The organism is Pontivivens nitratireducens, assembly GCF_011290545.1.
GTDB classification, from domain to species: domain Bacteria; phylum Pseudomonadota; class Alphaproteobacteria; order Rhodobacterales; family Rhodobacteraceae; genus Pontivivens; species Pontivivens nitratireducens.
Genome location: NZ_CP049811.1, coordinates 870,508 through 890,425, shown reverse-complemented (window position 1 = coordinate 890,425; position 19,918 = coordinate 870,508). Strand labels below are relative to the sequence as shown.

General features: G+C 64.0%; 18 protein-coding genes and 1 tRNA gene. 13 read left to right on the top strand and 6 right to left on the bottom strand.

What is annotated here, in order from left to right; genetic code table 11:
• Positions 1–4 precede the first annotated feature (4 nt).
• Positions 5–1,279, bottom strand: coding sequence for a polyhydroxyalkanoate depolymerase (locus tag G8E03_RS04245; RefSeq protein ID WP_240910423.1), 1,275 nt, complete (start codon positions 1,277–1,279; stop codon positions 5–7).
• Between the two features lie 129 nt (positions 1,280–1,408).
• Here G8E03_RS04245 and G8E03_RS04240 point away from each other — a divergent pair, with 129 nt between their 5' ends.
• The 9 genes from G8E03_RS04240 (at position 1,409) to G8E03_RS04200 (ending at position 8,698) form a co-directional block, all read left to right on the top strand.
• Positions 1,409–1,741: a TIGR02300 family protein gene (locus tag G8E03_RS04240; RefSeq protein ID WP_166189017.1), complete on the top strand. Its 333-nt coding sequence runs from the start codon at positions 1,409–1,411 to the stop codon at positions 1,739–1,741.
• A 185-nt stretch (positions 1,742–1,926) separates the two neighbouring features.
• A tRNA-Ala gene (locus tag G8E03_RS04235) sits at positions 1,927–2,002 on the top strand.
• A gap of 167 nt (positions 2,003–2,169) precedes the next feature.
• Positions 2,170–2,709, top strand: a complete 540-nt coding sequence (locus tag G8E03_RS04230) for an AAA family ATPase (RefSeq protein ID WP_166189015.1) — start codon at positions 2,170–2,172, stop codon at positions 2,707–2,709.
• Between the two features lie 286 nt (positions 2,710–2,995).
• Positions 2,996–3,160: a hemin uptake protein HemP gene (gene hemP, locus G8E03_RS04225; RefSeq protein WP_166189013.1), complete on the top strand. Its 165-nt coding sequence runs from the start codon at positions 2,996–2,998 to the stop codon at positions 3,158–3,160.
• On the top strand, positions 3,157–3,642 hold the full coding sequence (locus tag G8E03_RS04220; protein WP_166189010.1) for a hypothetical protein: 486 nt from the start codon (positions 3,157–3,159) through the stop codon (positions 3,640–3,642). Before hemP ends, G8E03_RS04220 begins: the two co-directional genes overlap by 4 nt.
• A gap of 27 nt (positions 3,643–3,669) precedes the next feature.
• On the top strand, positions 3,670–4,932 hold the full coding sequence (locus G8E03_RS04215; protein ID WP_166189008.1) for an imelysin family protein: 1,263 nt from the start codon (positions 3,670–3,672) through the stop codon (positions 4,930–4,932).
• A 98-nt stretch (positions 4,933–5,030) separates the two neighbouring features.
• Positions 5,031–6,587, top strand: coding sequence for a di-heme oxidoreductase family protein (locus G8E03_RS04210; RefSeq protein ID WP_240910422.1), 1,557 nt, complete (start codon positions 5,031–5,033; stop codon positions 6,585–6,587).
• Entirely contained in the window at positions 6,584–7,600 is a 1,017-nt protein-coding gene (locus G8E03_RS04205; RefSeq protein ID WP_166189006.1) for an imelysin family protein, read from the top strand. Before G8E03_RS04210 ends, G8E03_RS04205 begins: the two co-directional genes overlap by 4 nt.
• Before the next feature lie 6 nt (positions 7,601–7,606).
• Positions 7,607–8,698 (top strand): DUF1513 domain-containing protein, encoded by a 1,092-nt coding sequence (locus G8E03_RS04200; protein WP_166189004.1) that lies wholly within the window; start codon positions 7,607–7,609, stop codon positions 8,696–8,698.
• 337 nt (positions 8,699–9,035) lie between these two features.
• Here G8E03_RS04200 and G8E03_RS04195 read toward each other — a convergent pair whose 3' ends face one another.
• Positions 9,036–9,440, bottom strand: coding sequence for a metallopeptidase family protein (locus G8E03_RS04195; RefSeq protein ID WP_166189002.1), 405 nt, complete (start codon positions 9,438–9,440; stop codon positions 9,036–9,038).
• Between the two features lie 104 nt (positions 9,441–9,544).
• Between G8E03_RS04195 and gltX the strand changes: the two genes are divergently transcribed.
• Both gltX and G8E03_RS04185 read left to right on the top strand, forming a co-directional pair.
• On the top strand, positions 9,545–10,867 hold the full coding sequence (gene gltX / locus G8E03_RS04190) for a glutamate--tRNA ligase (protein ID WP_166189000.1): 1,323 nt from the start codon (positions 9,545–9,547) through the stop codon (positions 10,865–10,867).
• Positions 10,868–10,925: 58 nt separating this feature from the next.
• The gene (locus G8E03_RS04185) at positions 10,926–13,427 is read left to right on the top strand and encodes a methyl-accepting chemotaxis protein (protein ID WP_166188998.1); all 2,502 of its coding nucleotides are present in this window, start codon (positions 10,926–10,928) and stop codon (positions 13,425–13,427) included.
• Here the strand turns inward: G8E03_RS04185 and G8E03_RS04180 are convergent.
• Both G8E03_RS04180 and G8E03_RS04175 read right to left on the bottom strand, forming a co-directional pair.
• Positions 13,411–15,246 (bottom strand): ABC transporter ATP-binding protein, encoded by a 1,836-nt coding sequence (locus G8E03_RS04180; RefSeq protein WP_166188996.1) that lies wholly within the window; start codon positions 15,244–15,246, stop codon positions 13,411–13,413. The genes G8E03_RS04185 and G8E03_RS04180 overlap by 17 nt on opposite strands.
• Positions 15,243–17,081, bottom strand: coding sequence for an ABC transporter ATP-binding protein (locus G8E03_RS04175; protein WP_166188994.1), 1,839 nt, complete (start codon positions 17,079–17,081; stop codon positions 15,243–15,245). Before G8E03_RS04175 ends, G8E03_RS04180 begins: the two co-directional genes overlap by 4 nt.
• A 166-nt stretch (positions 17,082–17,247) precedes the next feature.
• Between G8E03_RS04175 and hemF the strand changes: the two genes are divergently transcribed.
• On the top strand, positions 17,248–18,129 hold the full coding sequence (gene hemF, locus G8E03_RS04170) for an oxygen-dependent coproporphyrinogen oxidase (protein ID WP_166188992.1): 882 nt from the start codon (positions 17,248–17,250) through the stop codon (positions 18,127–18,129).
• Positions 18,120–18,719 carry a hypothetical protein gene (locus G8E03_RS04165; RefSeq protein WP_205793254.1) on the top strand — a complete coding sequence of 200 codons (600 nt, stop codon included), beginning with the start codon at positions 18,120–18,122 and terminating at the stop codon, positions 18,717–18,719. Before hemF ends, G8E03_RS04165 begins: the two co-directional genes overlap by 10 nt.
• On the opposite strand, the gene G8E03_RS04160 is transcribed toward G8E03_RS04165, so the two are convergent.
• Both G8E03_RS04160 and G8E03_RS04155 read right to left on the bottom strand, forming a co-directional pair.
• A complete protein-coding gene (locus G8E03_RS04160) occupies positions 18,685–19,266 on the bottom strand; it encodes a LysE family translocator (RefSeq protein WP_166188987.1) in 582 nt (193 codons plus the stop codon). The two genes, G8E03_RS04165 and G8E03_RS04160, sit on opposite strands and share 35 nt — an antisense overlap.
• Positions 19,263–19,877: a LysE family translocator gene (locus G8E03_RS04155; protein ID WP_166188985.1), complete on the bottom strand. Its 615-nt coding sequence runs from the start codon at positions 19,875–19,877 to the stop codon at positions 19,263–19,265. The genes G8E03_RS04160 and G8E03_RS04155 overlap by 4 nt, the downstream gene beginning before the upstream one ends.
• Positions 19,878–19,918: the final 41 nt, after the last annotated feature.

Genomic DNA, 19,918 nt, shown 5'->3' with positions numbered 1-19,918 from the left:
GGCCTCAGGCGAACGGAGCGCGCTGCGCCTGCATGAATTCCGCGACCCTGGGCTGAATGAACTGGCGCCAGCGCGAGCCGTTGAACACGCCGTAATGCCCGACCTTGGCCTGCACGTAATGCGCCCGCTTGTCATCCGGCAGATTGGTGGCGAGCGTATGTGCCGCCTCCGTCTGACCCAGACCTGTGATGTCGTCCATCTCACCCTCGATGGTCATCAGGGCGATGTCGGTGATCGCAGATGGCGCCACCAGACGGTCGCGGTACATGTACTCGCCCGTCGCCAGCAGGCCCTTCTGGAACACCCTCTCGATGGTCTGAAGGTAGAATTCCGCCGTCATGTCCATCACGGCATTGTATTCGTCATAGAAGGTGCGGTGCTGTTCGGTACTGTCCCCGTCGCCCTTGATCAGGTTGCGGAACTGTTTGACGTGGGCATCGACATGGCGGTCCATGTTCATCGACATGAAGCCCGACAATTGCAGGAAACCGGGATAGACGCGACGCATGTATCCCTTGTTGGGAAACGGCACCGTGACGATGACGTTGTTCTCGAACCAGCTGAGCGGCCGGCCGGTGGCCAGTTCGTTGGGCTGCTTGGGGTTCTTCGTCACGTCGATCGGGGATCCCATCAGCGTGACCGAGGCCGGGCGCGCGGGGTCGCCATCCTCCGCCATCAGGGAGGCCGCGACCAGAACCGGAACACCGGGTTGGCATACGGCCAGAACGGCGGGACGCTCACCCGTGACCTTGGCGATATAGCGGCACTGCTCCATCACGTAGTCGGTATAGTCGTCCAGATCGAAGCGTCCCTGGCTCAATGGCACGTCGCGTGCGTCCACCCAATCGGTGACATAGACGTCGTGATCGGGCAGCATCTGGCGCACGGTGCCGCGCAGCAGGGTCGCGTAATGGCCCGACATGGGCGCCACGATCAGCACCGGAGTCTGATCCGCAGGCGCGTCAGGCTTGCTCATGTGCAGCAAGTCGCAAAACGGCAATGCGAACGGAACCGACTCGACCACGTCCAGGGTCTTGCCGTTCAACTCGACCGTATCGATCCCGAATTCGGGTTTCCCGTAACGTCGCGTCGCATTGATGAACATCTCACACGCGGCGGCGGTCGCACGAGCCTGATAGGTGCTGGCCATGGGATTGAAAGGCGATGTCAGCATTTGCTGGCCCATGCGCGCGGCCTGTCGCATGGGGCCCATCGCGGCGTGCGTGTACTCATAAGCGTGATATAGCATCGCCTGTCCCTCATCATTTTTTGTTTGCATCTGCGAAGGTGCGCGGAATTTCACCGCATTGCAACACATAGCTACCCTGTGTGGGGACCAAAGCCTTTGACATCAGGCCGGGCCTATGGCACGGCACCGCTTTGGATATATGAGAATGAGGGAAGTCAGATGCCGGAACCGGAATGGGGCACGAAACGTCTCTGCCCTAGCTGCACGACACGCTTCTACGATTTGAACAACGATCCGACGACCTGCCCGAACTGCGGTACGGTGCATGAGTTGTCGGCCTTTACCCTGACCAAGTCCAAAGGCGCGCGCGCCGAGGCTGCGAAAAAGGAAAAGGCCAAGGCCGCCGCGGCCGAAGAGGTCGTCGATGACGTGCTGGACGATGACGATGATTCCGATCTGGAAGCGGATGACGATACCGTTCTGGACGACGATGATGACGACGTCTCGCTGGATGAGATCGCCGAGAAGGCGAACGACAACGACGACGATTGATTCTCGCTGCCGCGATGCGGATTGATTTTCGCTATCTCGGTGGGGACTGATCTTCACCACCGCGAAGGCACCTGAGTCTTCACTGTGCGCGGGCCATAGAATATAGCGAAGACGAATGTCGTATTTTACCCTTGCGCGATACCCGCAGTCGGCCTAGACATCCGCCGGTATCGCGCAAGCGGTTCGGGGCCTTAGCTCAGCTGGGAGAGCGCCTGCATGGCATGCAGGAGGTCAGGGGTTCGATCCCCCTAGGCTCCACCAACACCCCTAGAAGCATCAGATAGTTCCGCTTTTTATCATCAGGTGTCTTGCCTCTGCCGCGCCGACGGGTGCTGTTTACCTAGAAAATCTCATGCTGCCTCGATCCACGCCCATTGCGTTCTGATCGCTTCGCAGTTCTTCCCCCTTGTCAAACCCGAGGATGGCCCATGAGCGACCATTTCTTTGTCGTGACGGGTGGCCCCGGTGCGGGCAAGACCAGCCTGATCACAGAGCTCGCCCGCTGCGGCTTCCACACGATCCCTGAATCCGGCCGCGCGATCATCCGCGAGGAGAGAGATAACGCCGGCAGCGCACTGCCCTGGGCGGACCGCGCCGCTTACGCCGAGAGCATGCTGGCGCGCGACCTTCGCGCCTATAGTTCCGCTGAGGCCATTCCAGGCCCCGTAATCTTCGATCGCGGCATTCCCGACATCCTGGGCTACCTGACGCTCTGCGCCCTCCCCGTGCCACCCCACGTCATCGCAGCGGCAAGGGCGGCCCGCTACAATCGTCGCGTCTTTCTGGCGCCTTACTGGGATGACATTTTTACGCAGGACGCGGAGCGCAAGCAGAACAGTGCCGAAGCCGAAGCAACCTGTGCGGTCATGCGCAAAACCTACGCCGCGCTCGGATACGAGATCACGGAGCTTCCGCTTGTCGACATTGAGCAGCGCGCCAATTTCGTAGCCACACAGCTGAGCTTGTAAATTCTCCAAAGTGCTACCTCAGGTCGATACGGCCTTTCAGCAGAAGTGGCAGAGCCGACACCCGCCCCCCTTACCCGACTGAAATTGTCGGGTTGACATATCTGAGCAAATCACTCAACTTCACCGCAGTCCAGCCACTCAGGCCTCGCGCCAGAGAAGCCCGAAAATCATCAGATGCGAGGGAACCCCTGATGCGGCCGCTGATCGAACGCTCGAAGACCACTCACATGAACGCACCACGCCTTTCCACTTGCCGAATTGCAGGCAGAACCGGGGGGTGGCTGTAATGTCCTTTCATGCGATCCCCCCGAAACAGACCGTGCCCAATGCTCTGCCCACTTATGCCGCGACAGACCTGACCGAGGGCCGCGACCAGGCGCAGATCGTTCTGGGCGATCAAGTCTACACCCTGCGGATCACGCGGGCCGGAAAACTGATCCTGACCAAATGACCCATGACGTTTCACATGCGCGGCGCGGCGGCGCGCCTGTCGGCTACATCACCGAGCTTGGCGGCATCGAGGCGGCAAGCGTCCTCTACCTGCGCCTCTGGTCCGACGGGGATGAGAGCCGAACCTGCGTGTCGGGCGATTTCGAGCGGTGCTTCGGCCCTGCAAATGGCGGTCGCCTTCTGGACACGTTCGGACAGCTTTGCGGTTTGTGCACCCGCCACGGTCGCCGCCCGCTGATGCTGCACGCCGTGGGCTGCCAATGCCTGGGCGGGGACGAATCGTGCTTTGCCAATTTCATCGCCACGGCGGCGGAGGGGGATCGCGACGACGCGATGTTGATCGCCACCCTTCTGGTGCGGCCGGACATGGCGCCGCTGGTCACCGCGCTCGCCACCGATTTCGGACTGGCGCTCAGGCGGATGCATCTGAGCGCCCCGCATGAGGTGGCGCAGACGGACATGCAGCCACCTACATTCCACTGAAACGACATCCCACTGACAGGAAAGCCCATGAAACGCAGTTATCTGATTCCGACCGGGATCTGCCTCGCCCTCGCCTCCCCCGCCCTGGCTGTTGAAAAGGCAGATGTGCTCGACACATATGCCGATATCGCGGCGGCGAAGTACGAGGACAGCCTGATCGCCGCGCAACGCCTGCAATCGGCGGTCGATACGCTGATCGCAAACCCATCGGCCCCGGCGCTTCAGACCGCAAAGGACGCGTGGCTTGCCGCGCGTGTGCCCTATCAGCAGACCGAAGTTTACCGCTTCGGCAACGCGATCGTGGATGATTGGGAGGGCAAGGTGAACGCCTGGCCGCTCGACGAAGGCCTGATCGATTACGTCGATGCCACCTATGGCGGGCCGACCGATGAAAACGCGTTCGCGGCGCTGAACGTCATCGCCAGCCCCGAATTCACCCTCTCCGGCACGCAGGTCGATGCCAGCGCCATCACGCCCGAATTGCTGAGCGAGACCCTGCACGAGGCCGACGGCATCGAATCGAACGTGGCCACAGGCTATCACGCGATCGAATTTCTGCTGTGGGGGCAGGATCTGAACGGGCACGAGGCCGGGGCCGGAAACCGCGCGTGGACCGACTACGCGACCGGCGATGACTGCACCAACGGCAATTGCGACCGCCGGGGCGAATATCTGAAGGCCGCGACCGATCTGCTGGTCTCCGACCTGGAATGGATGGCCGCGCAATGGGCGGACGGCGGTGCCGCCCGTGCAGCGGTGCTGAGTGATGAAACCTCCGGCCTGTCCACCATTCTGACCGGCATGGGATCGCTGTCCTATGGCGAGCAGGCAGGTGAGCGGATGCGCCTAGGCCTGATGCTGAACGACCCCGAGGAGGAGCATTCCTGCTTCGCGGACAACACGCATAACGATCACTACTATGACGGTCTGGGCGTGCAGAGCGCATATCTGGGCGAATATATCCGCATCGACGGCACGTTGGTGTCAGGTGCCTCGCTGTCCGATCTGGTGGCCGAAACCAACCCGGAGCTGGACCGTGAGATGCTGACCAAGCTGAGCACCACCATGATGGCACTGGGCCGGATCAAGACCACCGCCGAGGCAGGCTTCGCCTACGATCAGATGCTGGAGCGCGGCAACTCCGCCGGTGAGGACCTGATCATGGGCGGCGTCGAGGGGTTGATAGATCAGACCCGATCCATCGAACGTGTCGTGACGGCACTGGAACTGGACCAGATCGCCATCGAAGGTTCGGACAGTCTGGACGATCCGAACGCGGTCTTCCAATAAAGCATATGCCCGGCCGCACATCGCGGTGGCCGGGCTTCGCCTGAACATCAGGGCGGTTCGGTTGCGAACCGCCCGCATCCTTCGTAGCGGGACACGGAATGCTCACCAGATCATCGCGCCATGCCATGTTGACGTTCGGCCTTGCTCTGCTGGCAGGCTCCGCCATTCAGGCCGATATTCAGGCTGAGGATTTCCGGGCCACCCTAGGCGATCCGCACCTGAACGTCATTCCCCGCACGGCGGAGGAAACCGCACGGATTGCCGCCGTCACGGCGCTGAGCGATGATTTCACCGCCCCCGCCCGGTTCGAGCAGATGTCCGCCGGGGCCGCGACCGTGCGGGTGGTGGGCACAGCCGACGCGTTCTCGCAGCCCTCGGACAATCTGACCTTCGAGGATGAGTTGACCTTCAAGGTCGGCAACGGGCTGTTTCGCAAGTTGTGGGTCTCCGCGCCGTCCTCCACCCTCGCTTCGGACGGGCTGGGGCCGCTTTACAATGCGCGCTCATGCCAGCGCTGCCACATCAAGGACGGCCGCGGCCACCCGCCCGAGGCGGAGGACAGCAACGCAATCTCGATGTTCCTGCGCGTGTCGATCCCCGGCACGCTGGACGATCTGATACCGCAGATCGAGGGCTACATCGCCACCAGCCCGGATCCCAATTACGGCGTGCAGTTGCAGGATTTCGCGGTGCAGGGCTATCGCGCGGAATATCGCCTCGACATCAGCTATCAAGAGGAAACCGTGACCTTCCCCGACGGTCAGACGGCATCCCTGCGCCATCCGACCTATACCGCCGCCGATCTGGGCTATGGACCGCTGCACCCCGACGCGATGTTCAGCCCCCGCCTGGCGCCGCAGATGATCGGACTGGGCCTGCTGGAGGCGATTCCGACGGCGGACATTCTGGCCAATGCCGACCCCGACGACGCCAACGATGACGGCATTTCCGGGCGGCCCAACGTGGTCTGGTCCCTGGTGCACGACGAACCGATGCTGGGCCGGTTCGGGCTGAAGGCGATCGAGCCGACGGTACTGGAACAATCTGCCGGTGCCTTTGCGGGCGATATCGGCATCTCCACCCCGATCTTTCCGGCGGCGGCGGGCGAATGCACCCCCGCGCAGGTCGATTGCCGCAACGCCATTCACGGCGACGGCGACGATCGCGGCACCGAGGTAGACGCCGAGGGGCTGGAGCTGGTCGCCTTCTACAGTCGCAATCTGGGCGTTCCGGCGCGCCGCGATGTGGACGACCCGCAGGTTCTGCGCGGCAAGGAGGTGTTCTATTCCACCGGCTGTACCGCCTGCCACACGCCGTCCTTCGTAACGCACCGGTTGCGCGACCGCCCCGAGCAGAGCTTTCAGTTGATCTGGCCCTATACCGACCTGCTGTTGCACGACATGGGCGAGGGCCTAGCCGATCACCGGCCCGAGGGTCGCGCCACGGGTCGGGAATGGCGCACGCCCCCCCTGTGGGGCATCGGTTTGACGCAACAGGTCAGCGGCCATACCTATTTCCTGCATGACGGACGCGCGCGCTCGCTGCTCGAAGCGGTTCTGTGGCACGGGGGTGAGGCCGCGCCGCAGCGCGATGCCGTCATCGCCCTGCCAACCGAGGATCGCGCCGCGCTGATCGCCTTTCTGGAGAGCTTATGATTCGTATTCTTGCCGCCCTGACAATACTGACCCTGCCCACCGCCCTCGCCGCCCAGGACGATGCCGCAATAGTCGAGGATGTGGTGAACAGTCACATCCTGCCCAGGTTCGAGATGCTCGCCGAGCGTTCGGACCATCTGGCCGACATTGCGCAGGAAACATGCGAGGCGACCGCGCCCCCGCTGCGCACCGCCTATGGTGAGGCGTTCGATGCCTGGGTCGCGGCCAGCCATCTGCGGTTCGGCCCGACGGAACAGGACGACCGGGCCTTCGCGCTGGCCTTCTGGCCCGACAGCCGGGGGGCAACACCGAAGCGTCTGGCCGAACTGATCGCGGATCAGGATCCGATCGCAGATACGGCGGAGGAATATGCAGACGTTTCGATCGCGGCACGGGGATTCTACGCTCTGGAATTCCTGCTTTACGATCCTGCGATCTCCACCATGGGGGATGCGACCTATCGCTGCCAACTGGTGCGCACCGTCACACAGGATATCGCAGCGACCACAGCCTCCATTTCCCGTGACTGGCATGAGGATTACGCCGCGCGGATGCTGAACCCTGCGCCGGATGGCACCTACAGGTCCGAAAACGAGGTGCTGCGCGAATTGTTCAAATCCCTGACCACCGGGCTGGAATTCACGGCGGACACGCGCCTCAGCCGTCCGATGGGTTCATTCGATCGCCCCCGCCCCACCCGGGCCGAGGCATGGCGATCCGGCCGCTCAGCGCGGCATGTGGAACTGAGCCTGGATGCGCTCAACGACCTTGCAATCCGCATGGCGGGCGAGGGGACGGACCTTGCATCGGAGTTCAACACCGCCTTCGCCTACAGCCAGACGCGATTGGCGCGGCTGGACAATCCGACCTTCGCAGGCGTCTCAAGCGCGCAGGGCCGCCTGCGGATCGAGGTCATCGAGCAGGGCGTGCAGGCGATCCGCACCCTCGCGCGGGATGAGCTTGGCCCCCGCCTGGGCGTCGCCGCCGGCTTCAACTCGATGGACGGGGACTGAGGCGCCATGCACACAGGCAGGCGACATTTCGTCGGCGGCTTGCTGGCGGCGGGGCTGATCCCGAAACCGACCTGGGCGGATGTCGGCTCACCTGCCTATCTGGCGGCGGCGGCCTTGCCGGACGGGCGCTATGCACTGTGCGGAATCGACGCGGCGCTGGATGTCCTGTTCCAGATCCCGCTGCCGGGGCGCGGTCATGCGGCGGCGGCAAGGCCCACCCGCCCCGAGGCCGTTGCCTTCGCCCGCAGACCCGGCACCTTCGCCATCGTCATCGACTGCCTGACGGGCCGCGCAACCGCGACGCTGACCGCGCCCGAGGGGCGGCATTTCTACGGGCACGGCGCGTTTTCCGCAGATGGAAACTGGCTGTTCACTACGGAAAACGACTTCGAGGCGGGACAGGGCCGAATCGGCGTCTGGGACGTGGCCGCCGGATATCTACGCGTGGCGGAATGGTCCAGCGGCGGCATAGGCCCCCACGACATCCAGCGCCTGCCCGGCACCGACACGTTGGTCGTGGCCAATGGCGGGATCGACACGCATCCCGATAGCGGACGGGTCAAGCTGAACATTCCGACCATGGCCCCGAATCTGGCCTACATCACCGACGGCACCGTGCAGCAGATCGCCGCCCTGCCCCCGACGCTGCATAAGAATTCGATCCGGCATCTGGCGGTTTCCACGCGCGGCCAGGTCGCCTTCGCCATGCAGTGGCACGGCGGTGGGGACGTCGTGGCCCTGCTCGGCACGCATCGGCGCGGCGCATCCTCGCCCGTTCTGATGGACGCCCCGGCCGAGGCGCTGCGCGCCATGCGGGGCTATGTCGGCAGCGTCGCCTTCGCGCCCGATGATCGCCGCGTCGCCGTCACGTCGCCTCGCGGCGGACTGGTGCAGGTCTATGACACGCAGGTGGGGCATCTGATCGAGAGCCATGCGGTCGAGGATGCCAGCGGCGTGGCCCGCGCGCGCGGCGGGTTCGCAGTCACCTCGGGATTGGGCAGCTTTCACCGGATCGGCGCAGTACAGCAGTCTAGGCAGTGGTCGGGCCGATATACATGGGACAACCACCTGATCGCGATCACGTCCGATAGCGCGTGAAACCGGTACCGGCTGCCCCCGAAAGGAACTACGCCTGCAGCGTGGGGTCCGCAGGCGCAGTCACATCGGGCGGGTCTGGAGGGGGGAGTGCCCATCCGACAGCTATCAACATGAACCGAACCGGCTCACATCATGCAGCGCTGTAGGGTGACGCTGCATGATGTGGTTATAAGTATCTGTGATAACATGAACATTCCCGCAGCAACGGGACAACAAAGTCGTGAACGTTGATAAATGATTAACGCTTGAATTCAGTGAGATCCGCTCCGTGCAATCAGGGCCAAATCCGATCCGCCAAGCACGATTCAGAGGCACGATCCGGCATTTCTGCACAAGGCTAGAGCGTCCAATCCTCGATCGCGTGAAGCTGCGCATCCGACCAGCCGAAATGATGCGCGATTTCGTGGATCAGCACATGGCCGACCAGATGCTCCAGTCCGACATCGCCCCTCTCGATCCACTCCTCCAATATCGCCCGACGGTAGAGGTAGACCGTGTCGGGCCCGTACCCTTGATCCGCGACGGATTTCTCGGTCAGAGGGATGCCGCTGTAGAGGCCCGTCAGCTCGTAGGGTGAGGCGATCCCCATCTCCTCCAGCGTCTCATCATCGGCGAAATCCTCGACCCGAACGACCAGATCGGCGCACATCCGGCGCATATCTTCGGGCAAGGCTTCACGCACGGCCTGCGCCATCGCGGCGATTTCGGGCAGGCCCGGAGGCAGGATGTCGATCTGTTCCATGCCCGCACAGTACCGGGTGCGCCCATATAGGCAACATTCCCCCTTAAATGCCCCGCGCGACTGGTCTATGCAGTGGCAAGCATTTTCACAGCCGAAAGCCTGTCATGACCGTCACCCGCTTCGCCCCCTCGCCGACCGGATATCTGCATATCGGGAACCTGCGCACCGCGCTGTTCAACTGGCTGATCGCGAAGCAGCAGGGCGGCACGTTCATTCTGCGCCTCGACGATACGGATCCCGAGCGGTCCAAGCCGGAATATGCCGATGCGATCCAGCAGGATCTGGAATGGCTGGGCCTGACCTGGGATCGGATCGAGACGCAATCCAGCCGGCTGGACCGCTACGCCGACGCGGCCGACCGGATGCGCGCCGACGGGCGGCTCTATGAGGCATTCGAGACGCCCACCGAACTGGATCTGAAGCGCAAGAAGCAGCTCAACATGGGCCGCCCCCCCGTCTATGATCGCGGCGCCCTCGCCCTCAGCGACGCCGAGAAGGCAGCCCTGCGCGCGGAACGAGGCGGCCACTGGCGGTTCAAGCTGGATCACGAGCGGATCGAGTGGACGGACGGTATCCTCGGCGATATCTCCATCGATGCGGCGTCGGTGTCGGACCCGGTCCTGATCCGGGGCGACGGGCAGGTGCTCTACACCATCGCCAGCGTGGTGGACGACACCGATATGGGCATCACGGACGTGGTGCGCGGCTCGGATCACGTGACCAACACCGCGACCCAGATCCAGATCATGGCGGCGCTGGGGCATTCGCATCCGCGCTTCGCCCACCACTCGCTGCTGACCGGCCCGCAGGGTGAGGCGCTGTCGAAACGTCTGGGCACGCTGTCGCTGCGCGATCTGCGCGCGGCGGGGATCGAGCCTATGGCCCTGCTCAGCCACCTGGCGCGTCTCGGCTCCTCCGATCCGGTGGAGTTGCGCACGACGCATCAGGAACTGATCGACGGGTTCGACCTCAGCCGCTTCGGCTCCGCCCCCACGAAATTCGATGTGGACGACCTGCGCCCGCTGACCGCGCGCGTTCTGCACGCCCGCCCCTATGCCGATGTGGCCGAGGCCCTGGCCGCGCGCGGCATCGACGGCCCCAAGGCGGAGCCGTTCTGGCTGATGGCGCGCGAAAACGTTCAGGTGATCGCCGATGTCGATCCGCTGTGGGACATCGTGCAAAACGGCGCGACCCCCCTGATCGCGGAGGAGGACGCGGATTTCATCGCGGACGCCCTCGCCCATCTGCCGCCGCAACCGTGGGGTGAGACGAGCTGGTCTGACTGGGCCAACACCATGAAGGAACGCTCCGGCCGCAAGGGCAAGGCCCTGTTCATGCCCCTGCGCAAGGCGCTGTCCGGGATGGAGCGTGGACCCGACATGGCCCGGCTGATGCCACTGCTTTCCAAAGCTCCCAAGGGGAGTTAGCGTTACCTTAACCTGTGCCGCTTAGGCCTTTTGACAGCATTTTCTGTCGAGGCCCAGGATGAAGAATACGATCGCACTGCGTTTTATCGCAAGTTTCATCCTGACCGGATTGGGACTGATGGGCATCATCCTGTTCGTGTGGAGCAGCATGAACGAGGTCCGCTCTCAGGTCATCCGCTCCTCCGACAGGAGCGATTCGCTGATGCATCTGCACGATGCGCAAAGCGCGTTCGCCAACGCGGATCGGGCCTCCACCCTCGACCTGCGCCGCGAAAACCTCGATCTGCGCAGCTATGCGAACGAACAGTTCGCCCATGTCGTCGAACATCTGGGAATGATGTCGGAAATAGTGTCGATCGAAACCGACGTCACGGACCAGCTAAGCGCTCTTCGCGCGGAGGTGGTGGCCTTCAACGCCCTCTATGATGACGCCGTGGCGGTGCAGGGTGAGATCAACGCCATCGGCCTTGAGCTGCAAGCGGCTTTCTCGAGCCTCGACCCGTTGCTGTCGCGCATCTATGCCTCGGATCAGGTCGTGATCGGTGATGGTCGATTCGATATGCTGGCGGAGGTCAGTGCGACCTACGACGCTATCTGGAAGCTGATGCAAAACCCGCGTTTCCCCCACGACACCGCCCTGATGCGAACGATGGCCGGTGAACTGTCAGCGATGCTGGCCCCCATGCCCCGTCTGCGCGCGTTGGCGGGGGAGGATTTGCGCAATCGGATCGACCCCTTCGTCACCGTTCTGGAGGCCATGCAGAATGCGCTTGGTCGTCTGAGCGCACTGGACGAAAACGCCCGCGCGTTGGAGGAGCAACGGATCAACTCCGAATCGCCCGCGATCTATCGGGATTTCAGCGGAATCGTCGATCAGCTCAACACGATTCGCGCTTGGGCCGACGGTCAGGCGGTCAACACGGCGATGACCACCCGCAACACCGTCGTCCTGATCGCAATCATCAGTTTCGTGGTCCTCATGTTGATGACCCTGCTCAACATCATCTCGCTGTTACGACCTCTCAACCAGTTTCTGCGGGCCGTCCGCAATATCGCGCAGAACAAGGCCGCAGGTCAGATGCCCGGCGGCCGCAATGACGAATTCGGGCAGATGGCGACGGCGGTAACGCTCATCGACCAACGCGGGGTCGCCGGCCGCCGCATACGTGAAGCGCTCGATCGCTCCGACATGATGCTCCTGGTCGCGCATTCCGTCAGCGACGTGCTGTATGTCAGCAAACAGCTGGAGGATCTGGCCCGCGCGCACGATACGGACACGCAATACGACAACCCGCTCGCCTGGCTGGTGTCACTGGACAATGATCTGGCCCGCAAGGTGGCCAATGGGGTGGAGGCGACCGTCGCGGTGCATATCGCGGATCGCCATTATGACGCCGTCATCCGCCCGATAGCAGAGCACAACGCACGGGCCGGTTTCGTCATCCAACTTGTCGATCAGACAGCGGCGCGCACGTTGCAGCACGATATCGGCCAACTGGTGGGCCGTGTCATCGCAGGGGATTTCACCACACGTATCGCGGACAATGCCGATGGCGGCGAACTGAACGAGATCGGCCAGGACGTGAACCGCATGTGCGAAAGCTTCGAACGCGGCTTCGCCAGCGTCGCCACCACCATCGCAGCCGTGGCGCATGGCGATTTGACACACCGGATGGATGGCCAGCATGACGGCATATTCCACATCCTGCAAAGGGATGTGAACCGTTCAATCGCCACGCTGGGTGAGGTGGTGGGAGACATTACACTGACCGGCGAAGCCCTCGCCATCCATAGCGGTGAGGTCGCGGAGGAGGCCGATCAACTGTCCCGACAGACGGAGATGCAGGCCTCCGCTCTGCGCCAATGCTCTGCCACGATGCGCGAAATGGCCCGCGCGATCGCCATGACCTCCGAACGCGGCCGTGAATTGCGCGCTCTGTCCACCACGACCGCGTCCGGCGCGGTCGAGGCCGCCGATATCGCTGAGGCGGCCCGCGCCTCCATGACAGGGATCGAGAGCGCGGCCTCCCGGATGCGCGACATCGTGGCGGTCATCAACGCCATATCGTTCCAAACCAAACTCCTCGCCCTGAACGCCGCGGTCGAGGCGGCCCGCGCCGGGCATGCGGGCAGCGGATTCGCGGTCGTCGCCTCCGAGGTCAGGCATCTGGCCGACCGCGCCGCGCGATCCGCCAAAGACATTTCCGGGCTTATCTCCAACAGCATCGACCATGTCGAAAGCGGGGCGGTTCAGGTCAGTGAAACCGGGGAAAAGCTCGCGGCCATCGCGCAGTCCGTCAACGACATGAACCGTGCAATCATCGCGATTTCCACCATGTCCACGGAGCAGAGCCGCTCGGTCGAGGAGGTCACGGTCGCGATCAGCGCCATGGACGATTCCACCCAGCATCAAACCGCCCTGGCCGAAGGCGGCGCCAAGCGCGCGCGCAGCTTGCAGGACAGCGCCCAGCGGTTGCGCAAGCTGATCTCGCAGTTTCAATTGACCCCGGTTGAGGTTGAGACGCCGCAGATCGCCGCGACGGTTACGCCTCGGTCGTGATGAAGCCGCCCGATTGCCGATGCCAGAATGCCGCGTAGGTGCCCCCCGGCAGGTCGAGCAATTCGGCATGATGGCCCGATTCCACGATCCTGCCGTTTTCCATCACGACAATCCGATCCATATGCGCCAGCGTCGAAAGCCTGTGCGCCACGGCGACAACTGTGCGCCCCTGCATCAGGTCTTCGAGAGCGGACTGCACCGCCGCCTCCGTCTCCGAATCGAGGGCGGACGTCGCTTCATCCAGCATCAGCACCGGCGCATCTTTGAGGAACGCGCGGGCAATCGCGATCCGCTGCCGCTGCCCGCCGGACAAGCGAACACCACGCTCGCCCAGATGTGCCTGATATCCAGTGCGCCCGGCCGGATCGGACAAACCGACGATGAAATCATGGGCCTGCGCGCGCCGGGCTGCACGCTCGACCGCGGCGGGATCGGCGTTCGCGATTCCGTAGGAGATATTGTCGAAGGCGGAGCGGTTGAACATCGCGGTATCCTGCCGAACCATCGCGATCGCGCCGCGCAAACCGTCCTGCGTCAGGTCACGGATATCCTTTCCATCCAGGGTGATCCTCCCGCCCTCCACATCGTAGAGCCGCAGCAGCAGCGACAGCGCGGTGGATTTCCCCGCCCCCGACCGTCCCACCAAGCCGACCTTCTGCCCGGCGGCGATATGCAGGTCGAGCCCGTCAAGGCCACCGCCGTCCGGCCTGCCATAGCCGAAGCTGACATCGTGAAACGCGATCTCACCCGCCACCGGACCGGGGGGAACGGCACCGTCGCGATCCGGCAGGTCATGCGCGGGTGCGAGGGTATTCATGCCGTTCTCGATCTCACCTATATTGGCGAAAATCCCCATCGCGACGAAGCTGATCCAGCCCGACATCTGCCCCAGACGGGTGGAGAGCAGGCCCGCGATAGCGATGTCGCCGGGCGTCGCTTCCCCGCTTTGCCAGAACCAGACGGAGCATCCGATCAGGGCGACCGGCAACAGACCTCCCAGCAGGCTCAGCCCCCCGCGGAACGCGACCGAAATCGCGCCGAAATCCATTGATTTGTCGCGCAGCGTTCCCATCGCCCTCTCAGCCGCGCGCTCCTCGCTCGCGCCTGTGGCAAACAGCCTGACGGTCGCCATGTTGGACAGCACGTCGACCAGCTGCCCCGACAGCGCCGCCCGCGCCCCGGCCCGCGCGCGGGAACGCTGGCGCACCTTGGGCAGAAAGTAGCGGACGTACAGTACGTAGATCGCGAACCATCCCGCCAGCACCAGTCCCAGTCGGGGTGAGACCTGAATCAGCACCAACAGCGATCCCATCAGAACGGAGAACGCAAACGCCAGCGAGTTCACGATTTCCGAAAGGATCGAGCCGATGGCCGATACGGTCTGCATCTGTTTTTGCGCGATCCGTCCCGCGAAATCGTTCTCGAAAAAGCGCAAGGACTGTCCCATCGTGTGACGGTTCAGCCGCGCCATCGCCAGCGTCGTGGCATTTGGCCCGACGGACAGCGAATTCAGCGCCGAGGTCAGCGTAACCAGCATCGGACGCAGCAGCACGAAAAACGCCCCCGCGCCCAGCAACAGCCCGGCATTGCGGGCGAAGAATGCCTCGCCCCCCTGTGCCACCGCCAGATCGACGATGTGCCCGACCAGCCACGCGGCAACCGCCTCGCTAATGCCCAGCGCCAGCCCGAACAGAGCGGTGATCGCCACCACGCGCCCCGATCCGGCCAGCGCCCAGCGCAGGAACGCGCCCAAGGTTTGCGGGGGCGGCCCGTCCGCCGGTGCGAAGGGCGCGATCAGGTTGGCAAAGAACGCCTTCATTTCGACGCCGCGTTCAAAAATCCGCCCGATTGGCGCGACCAGAATCCGGCATACAACCCACCTTGCGCGATCAGCGCGTCGTGGGTTCCCTCCTCGACGATCCGACCTGTATCCAGCACGACGATGCGATCCATCGCGGCGATGGTGGACAGGCGGTGTGCGATAGCAATGACGGTCTTGCCCTCCATCAACCCATACAGGGCGTCCTGAATGACGGCCTCGACCTCACTGTCCAGGGCCGAGGTCGCCTCGTCCAGAATCAGGATCGGCGCGTCCTTCAGCACGACACGGGCCAGTGCGATCCGCTGTCTTTGCCCACCGGACAGTTTGACGCCGCGTTCCCCGACATGCGCATCATAGCCGGTGCGCCCGTTCATATCCCCCAGATCGAGGATGAATTCATGCGCCTCCACCCGCTTGGCCGCAGCGATGATCTCAGCCTCGGTCGCGTCGGCGGAGCCATAGCGGATGTTTTCGCGGACCGACCGGTGCAACAGCGAGGTATCCTGCGTCACCATCCCCACCGATTGGCGCAGACTGTCCTGTGTGACATCCGCCAACGATTGCCCGTCCAGCGTGATGCGGCCGGATTCCGCGTCATGAAACCGCAACAGCAGGTTGACCAGCGTGGACTTGCCCGCGCCGGATCGCCCGACCAGACCCACCCGTTCCCCCGGACGGATCGTCAGGTTCACGCGGTCTAGCCCCCCGGCTTCGCGTCCGTAATGGTGACTGACGTCGTGAAACGCGATTTCGCCGCCTTTCAGGTGCAGGGGGCTGGCATCCGGTGCGTCGGTCAGGTCGATGGGCTGGGCAATCGTCTCCATCCCCTCACGCACGACGCCGAGATTCTGGAAGAATGACGACAGTGCCCACATGATCCAGCCCGTCATCGAATTCAGCCGCAGCACCAGCGCAGAGGCGGCGGCCACCGTCCCGACCGTTCCGATCCCCTGTTGCCACAGCGCGATGGACCATCCGATGACCGCGACGATCAGAAGGCCGTTGATCAGCAATAACCCCAGCTCCATCGCTGTAATCAGCCGCATCTGCACCTGAAACTTGTCCCGGGCATGTTCGATGGCCTCACCGGCAAAGGCTTCTTCCTCACGCGTGTGGGCGAACAGCTTGACGGTCTGGATGTTGGTGTAGCTGTCCACGATCCGGCCTGTAATGGCGGATCGGGCGTCGGAAAAATCCTTGGATGCGCGTCCGATGCGCGGAATGACAACGATGCACAGCACGATATAGGCCAGCCCCCACGCGGCCAGTGGCAGCATAAGCCGCGGATCGGTGCCGCCCAGCAGCAGCAGCGCCCCGATCAGATAGATCACCGCATAGACCAGCGCGTCGAAGATCTGGAACACCGCCTCGCCCGTGGCGGGGGCCGTCTGCATCACCCGGTTGGCGATCCGTCCGGCGAAATCGCCCTGAAACCAAGCGACCGATTGTCGCAGAACATGCCTGTGTGAGCGCCAGCGCACCAGCGTGGCGATATTGGGCAGCAGCGCCTGGTTCAGCAGCATCGCGTTTAGCATCTGTGCAATGGGTCGCAGCAGCAGGATGAACGCCGCGATCAGACCCAGTTCGACCCCGTGATCGCTGAGAAAGGCCGTCGGACCGCTGACCTCCAGCAGGTCAACCACCCGGCCTGTATAGAAAATCAACCCGATCTCGACCACGGTAACGGCGAATGTGGTCAGTAGGGTCCACATCAGGACGCTGCGGAAGGGCCGCATGTAATCCGCAAGGAAGGGCCACAAACGTGTCGGTGGCACGTCGTCGTCGGGATAGGGCTGGTAGGGGTCCACCAGCTTCTCAAAGAAGCGAAACATGGAATAATTCCTCGGCGGGACGGCACGGGACGCGCGACCCGCAGACCCAGTTAACCTATGTCCTGTGACGCGGAGGACAACCGCGTTGCGCCCCTTCCCTTGAACCTTGCCGCACAAAGGATGAAAATCCGCCCGAAACGACCAGGTGAGACATCCGAAAATGGACATGACAGACGAAAAACGCCGAGCGGCGGACTGGTTTCGCAGCTTGCGCGACCGGATTTGCGATGCATTCGAGGGGTTGGAGGATGCTCAGACCTCGGGACCGTTCGCTGACCTGGCCCCCGGGCGGTTCGAGCGCAAGCCGACGAAACGCCATTCCGATGATGGTTCGGATGCCGGCGGCGGTGAGATGCGCGTCATGCGCGGCGGCCGTTGTTTCGAAAAGGTCGGCGTCAACATCTCCGAGGTCTACGGCACCCTGGCCCCACCGGCACAGCGGGCCATGGCCGCGCGCAAGGATATGCCCGGCATGGCCGAGGATCCCCGATTCTGGGCCTCCGGCATCAGCCTGGTCGCGCATATGCGCAGCCCCAAGGTGCCCGCCGTACACATGAACACCCGCATGTTCTGGACCCCGCATGGCTGGTGGTTCGGGGGCGGATCGGATCTGAACCCGATGGTCGAGGTGCCGCAGGATACCGCGTTCTTTCATGCGCAACAGCAGGCCGCCTGCGACCCGCACGGCGCCGATCTGTACCCGCGCTACAAGGCATGGGCCGATGAGTATTTCATGATCCGCCACTGGAACGAGGCGCGCGGCGTCGGCGGCATCTTCTACGACGATCATTGCTCAGGCGATTGGAACGCCGATTTCGCCTTTACCCAGGATGTCGGACGGGCCTTTCTGAAGGCGTTCGTGCCGATTGTGGAAAATCGGATGTTCGAGGAGTGGACCCAGGCTGACCGCGATCACCAGCTGTTCCGGCGCGGGCGCTACGCGGAGTTCAATCTGGTCTATGACCGGGGCACGACCTTCGGCTTGCAGACAGGCCACAACCCCGAGGCCGTCTTGATGAGCCTGCCGCCGCTGGCCGCATGGCCATGAGGATCGCCATCCTCGGCTGGGGCTCCCTGATCTGGGATATCGAGATCCTCGCCCCCCACGTGACCGGCGCATGGCAGATGCGCGGCGGGCCAGACCTCCCGATGGAATTCTCGCGCGTTTCGGCCAAGCGCAAGATGGGGCTGGCGGTTTGCCTGGACCCGCAGGACGGTGCCCTGTGCCCCACCCACGCCATCCGCTCCACCCGCACGCAGGTGGCGCAAGCGGCGGTCGATCTGGCGGAGCGTGAGCGCGCACCGCTGGACCGGATCGGCTGGGCCACGGCGACCGACGCCTTCGGTCGCCTGCCACAGGTCAATGACCGGGTGATGGAATGGTGCGCGACGGGCGATTACGATGCCGCCATCTGGACCGATCTGGAGCCGAATTTCCACGAGGCACCGCGCGACCCCTTTACCGTGGCGGGTGCGATCGCCTATCTCAAAACCTTGCAGGGCGACCAGATCGAGGAGGCGCACCGCTATATTCAGGAGGCCCCGGCCACCACGATGACCCCCTTGCGCCGCGCCCTGGCAGCGGACCCGTGGTGGGCCTCGCTCAAAGCAGGACCAGCACAGCGGACAGGGCCATAGCCCCCGACATCACGGTCATGAAGACCCGCCACAGCGCCTCATCCGCCAGCAGACGCCCCAGCAGGTGCCCGGCGCTGGTCCAGAACAAGCAGACGCCCAGGTTGATGGCTGAGAACGCCAGTGCCAGCGCCAGCCCCGCCCCCACCGGTCCCTGATCCGCGACGAAGGACGATGCCGCCAGCGCAACGGCCCAGACCTTGGGGTTGACCCACTGGAACAGCACCGCCTGCACGAAGGTAAAGGGCCTCTGCGCACTCTGTGCCCTCGGCGCGCGGGTGGCGCGGTACAGGCTGTGGGCCAGATGCAGGATCCACATCATCGCCATGCCCTTCAGCACGACGGTCAGCATGGGCACGGCCATGATCGCGGCCCCCAGCCCCAGCCCGGTCAGCCCCGCCGTGATCCCCACACCGATGGCCACGCCGAGGATATGCGGAACCGTCGCGCGAAACCCGAACCGCGCCCCCGATGCCGTCAGCAGGATCACGTTCGGCCCGGGTGAGAACAGACCGACGAAAACGAAGAAGGCCAGCGAGGCCGGAATCAAGCGCCCGGCCTCAGATCCGCGAAGATCAGCCCCACCACGGTCAACACGATCAGCCCCGCCATTACCGCGTTGAATGCCAGCATCCGCCCGCGTGTGGACAGGAACCGTTGCAGCGCCGCGCCGAAGCCTGCCCAGCCATTGGCGGATGTCAGCCCCACCAGCAGATAGATGCCCGCGACCAGCCCTGCCTCGCGCACCGGGTCCACTCCGGTCACGAATTGCGAGATCATCGAGACGGCCATCACCCACGCCTTGGGGTTGATCCATTGAAAGGCACTGGCCTGCAGGAACGTCCACGGCTTCGCCGCGCCCTGATCGGTTCCGGGCGGTTTCGCGTTCAGGGTCTTCCACGCGATCCGCAGCAGCAGCGCCGCGCCGATCCAGCGCAGGATCTCACCGATCAGGGGCTGCGCCTCGAACACCTGCCCCAGTCCCAGCGCCATGACGAAGCACATCACTGGAAAGCCGACCGCCACCCCCATCGCGTGGGGCAGCGTGGCGCGAAACCCGAACCGCGCCCCGGATGAGGCGAGCATCGCGTTGTTCGGCCCCGGCGTCCAGACGGTGCCGGCGGCCAGTGCCACGATGGCGATGATGGTCTCGATGGTCACGGGCAGGCTCCGGTCGTTGCGGACCAGACCTTCGCGGGCCG

What these genes read in the sequence shown, in the direction of transcription:
- hemP (WP_166189013.1), top strand. Translation starts at nt 2,996, where the DNA reads ATGTCCTTTCATGCGATCCCCCCGAAACAGACCGTGCCCAATGCTCTG.
- G8E03_RS04205 (WP_166189006.1), top strand. Translation starts at nt 6,584, where the DNA reads ATGATTCGTATTCTTGCCGCCCTGACAATACTGACCCTGCCCACCGCC.
- G8E03_RS04240 (WP_166189017.1), top strand. Translation starts at nt 1,409, where the DNA reads ATGCCGGAACCGGAATGGGGCACGAAACGTCTCTGCCCTAGCTGCACG.
- G8E03_RS04230 (WP_166189015.1), top strand. Translation starts at nt 2,170, where the DNA reads ATGAGCGACCATTTCTTTGTCGTGACGGGTGGCCCCGGTGCGGGCAAG.
- G8E03_RS04215 (WP_166189008.1), top strand. Translation starts at nt 3,670, where the DNA reads ATGAAACGCAGTTATCTGATTCCGACCGGGATCTGCCTCGCCCTCGCC.
- gltX (WP_166189000.1), top strand. Translation starts at nt 9,545, where the DNA reads ATGACCGTCACCCGCTTCGCCCCCTCGCCGACCGGATATCTGCATATC.
- G8E03_RS04220 (WP_166189010.1), top strand. Translation starts at nt 3,157, where the DNA reads ATGACCCATGACGTTTCACATGCGCGGCGCGGCGGCGCGCCTGTCGGC.
- G8E03_RS04185 (WP_166188998.1), top strand. Translation starts at nt 10,926, where the DNA reads ATGAAGAATACGATCGCACTGCGTTTTATCGCAAGTTTCATCCTGACC.
- G8E03_RS04165 (WP_205793254.1), top strand. Translation starts at nt 18,120, where the DNA reads ATGGCCATGAGGATCGCCATCCTCGGCTGGGGCTCCCTGATCTGGGAT.
- hemF (WP_166188992.1), top strand. Translation starts at nt 17,248, where the DNA reads ATGACAGACGAAAAACGCCGAGCGGCGGACTGGTTTCGCAGCTTGCGC.
- G8E03_RS04210 (WP_240910422.1), top strand. Translation starts at nt 5,031, where the DNA reads ATGCTCACCAGATCATCGCGCCATGCCATGTTGACGTTCGGCCTTGCT.
- G8E03_RS04245 (WP_240910423.1), bottom strand. Translation starts at nt 1,279, where the DNA reads ATGCAAACAAAAAATGATGAGGGACAGGCGATGCTATATCACGCTTAT.
- G8E03_RS04195 (WP_166189002.1), bottom strand. Translation starts at nt 9,440, where the DNA reads ATGGAACAGATCGACATCCTGCCTCCGGGCCTGCCCGAAATCGCCGCG.
- G8E03_RS04200 (WP_166189004.1), top strand. Translation starts at nt 7,607, where the DNA reads ATGCACACAGGCAGGCGACATTTCGTCGGCGGCTTGCTGGCGGCGGGG.
- G8E03_RS04180 (WP_166188996.1), bottom strand. Translation starts at nt 15,246, where the DNA reads ATGAAGGCGTTCTTTGCCAACCTGATCGCGCCCTTCGCACCGGCGGAC.
- G8E03_RS04175 (WP_166188994.1), bottom strand. Translation starts at nt 17,081, where the DNA reads ATGTTTCGCTTCTTTGAGAAGCTGGTGGACCCCTACCAGCCCTATCCC.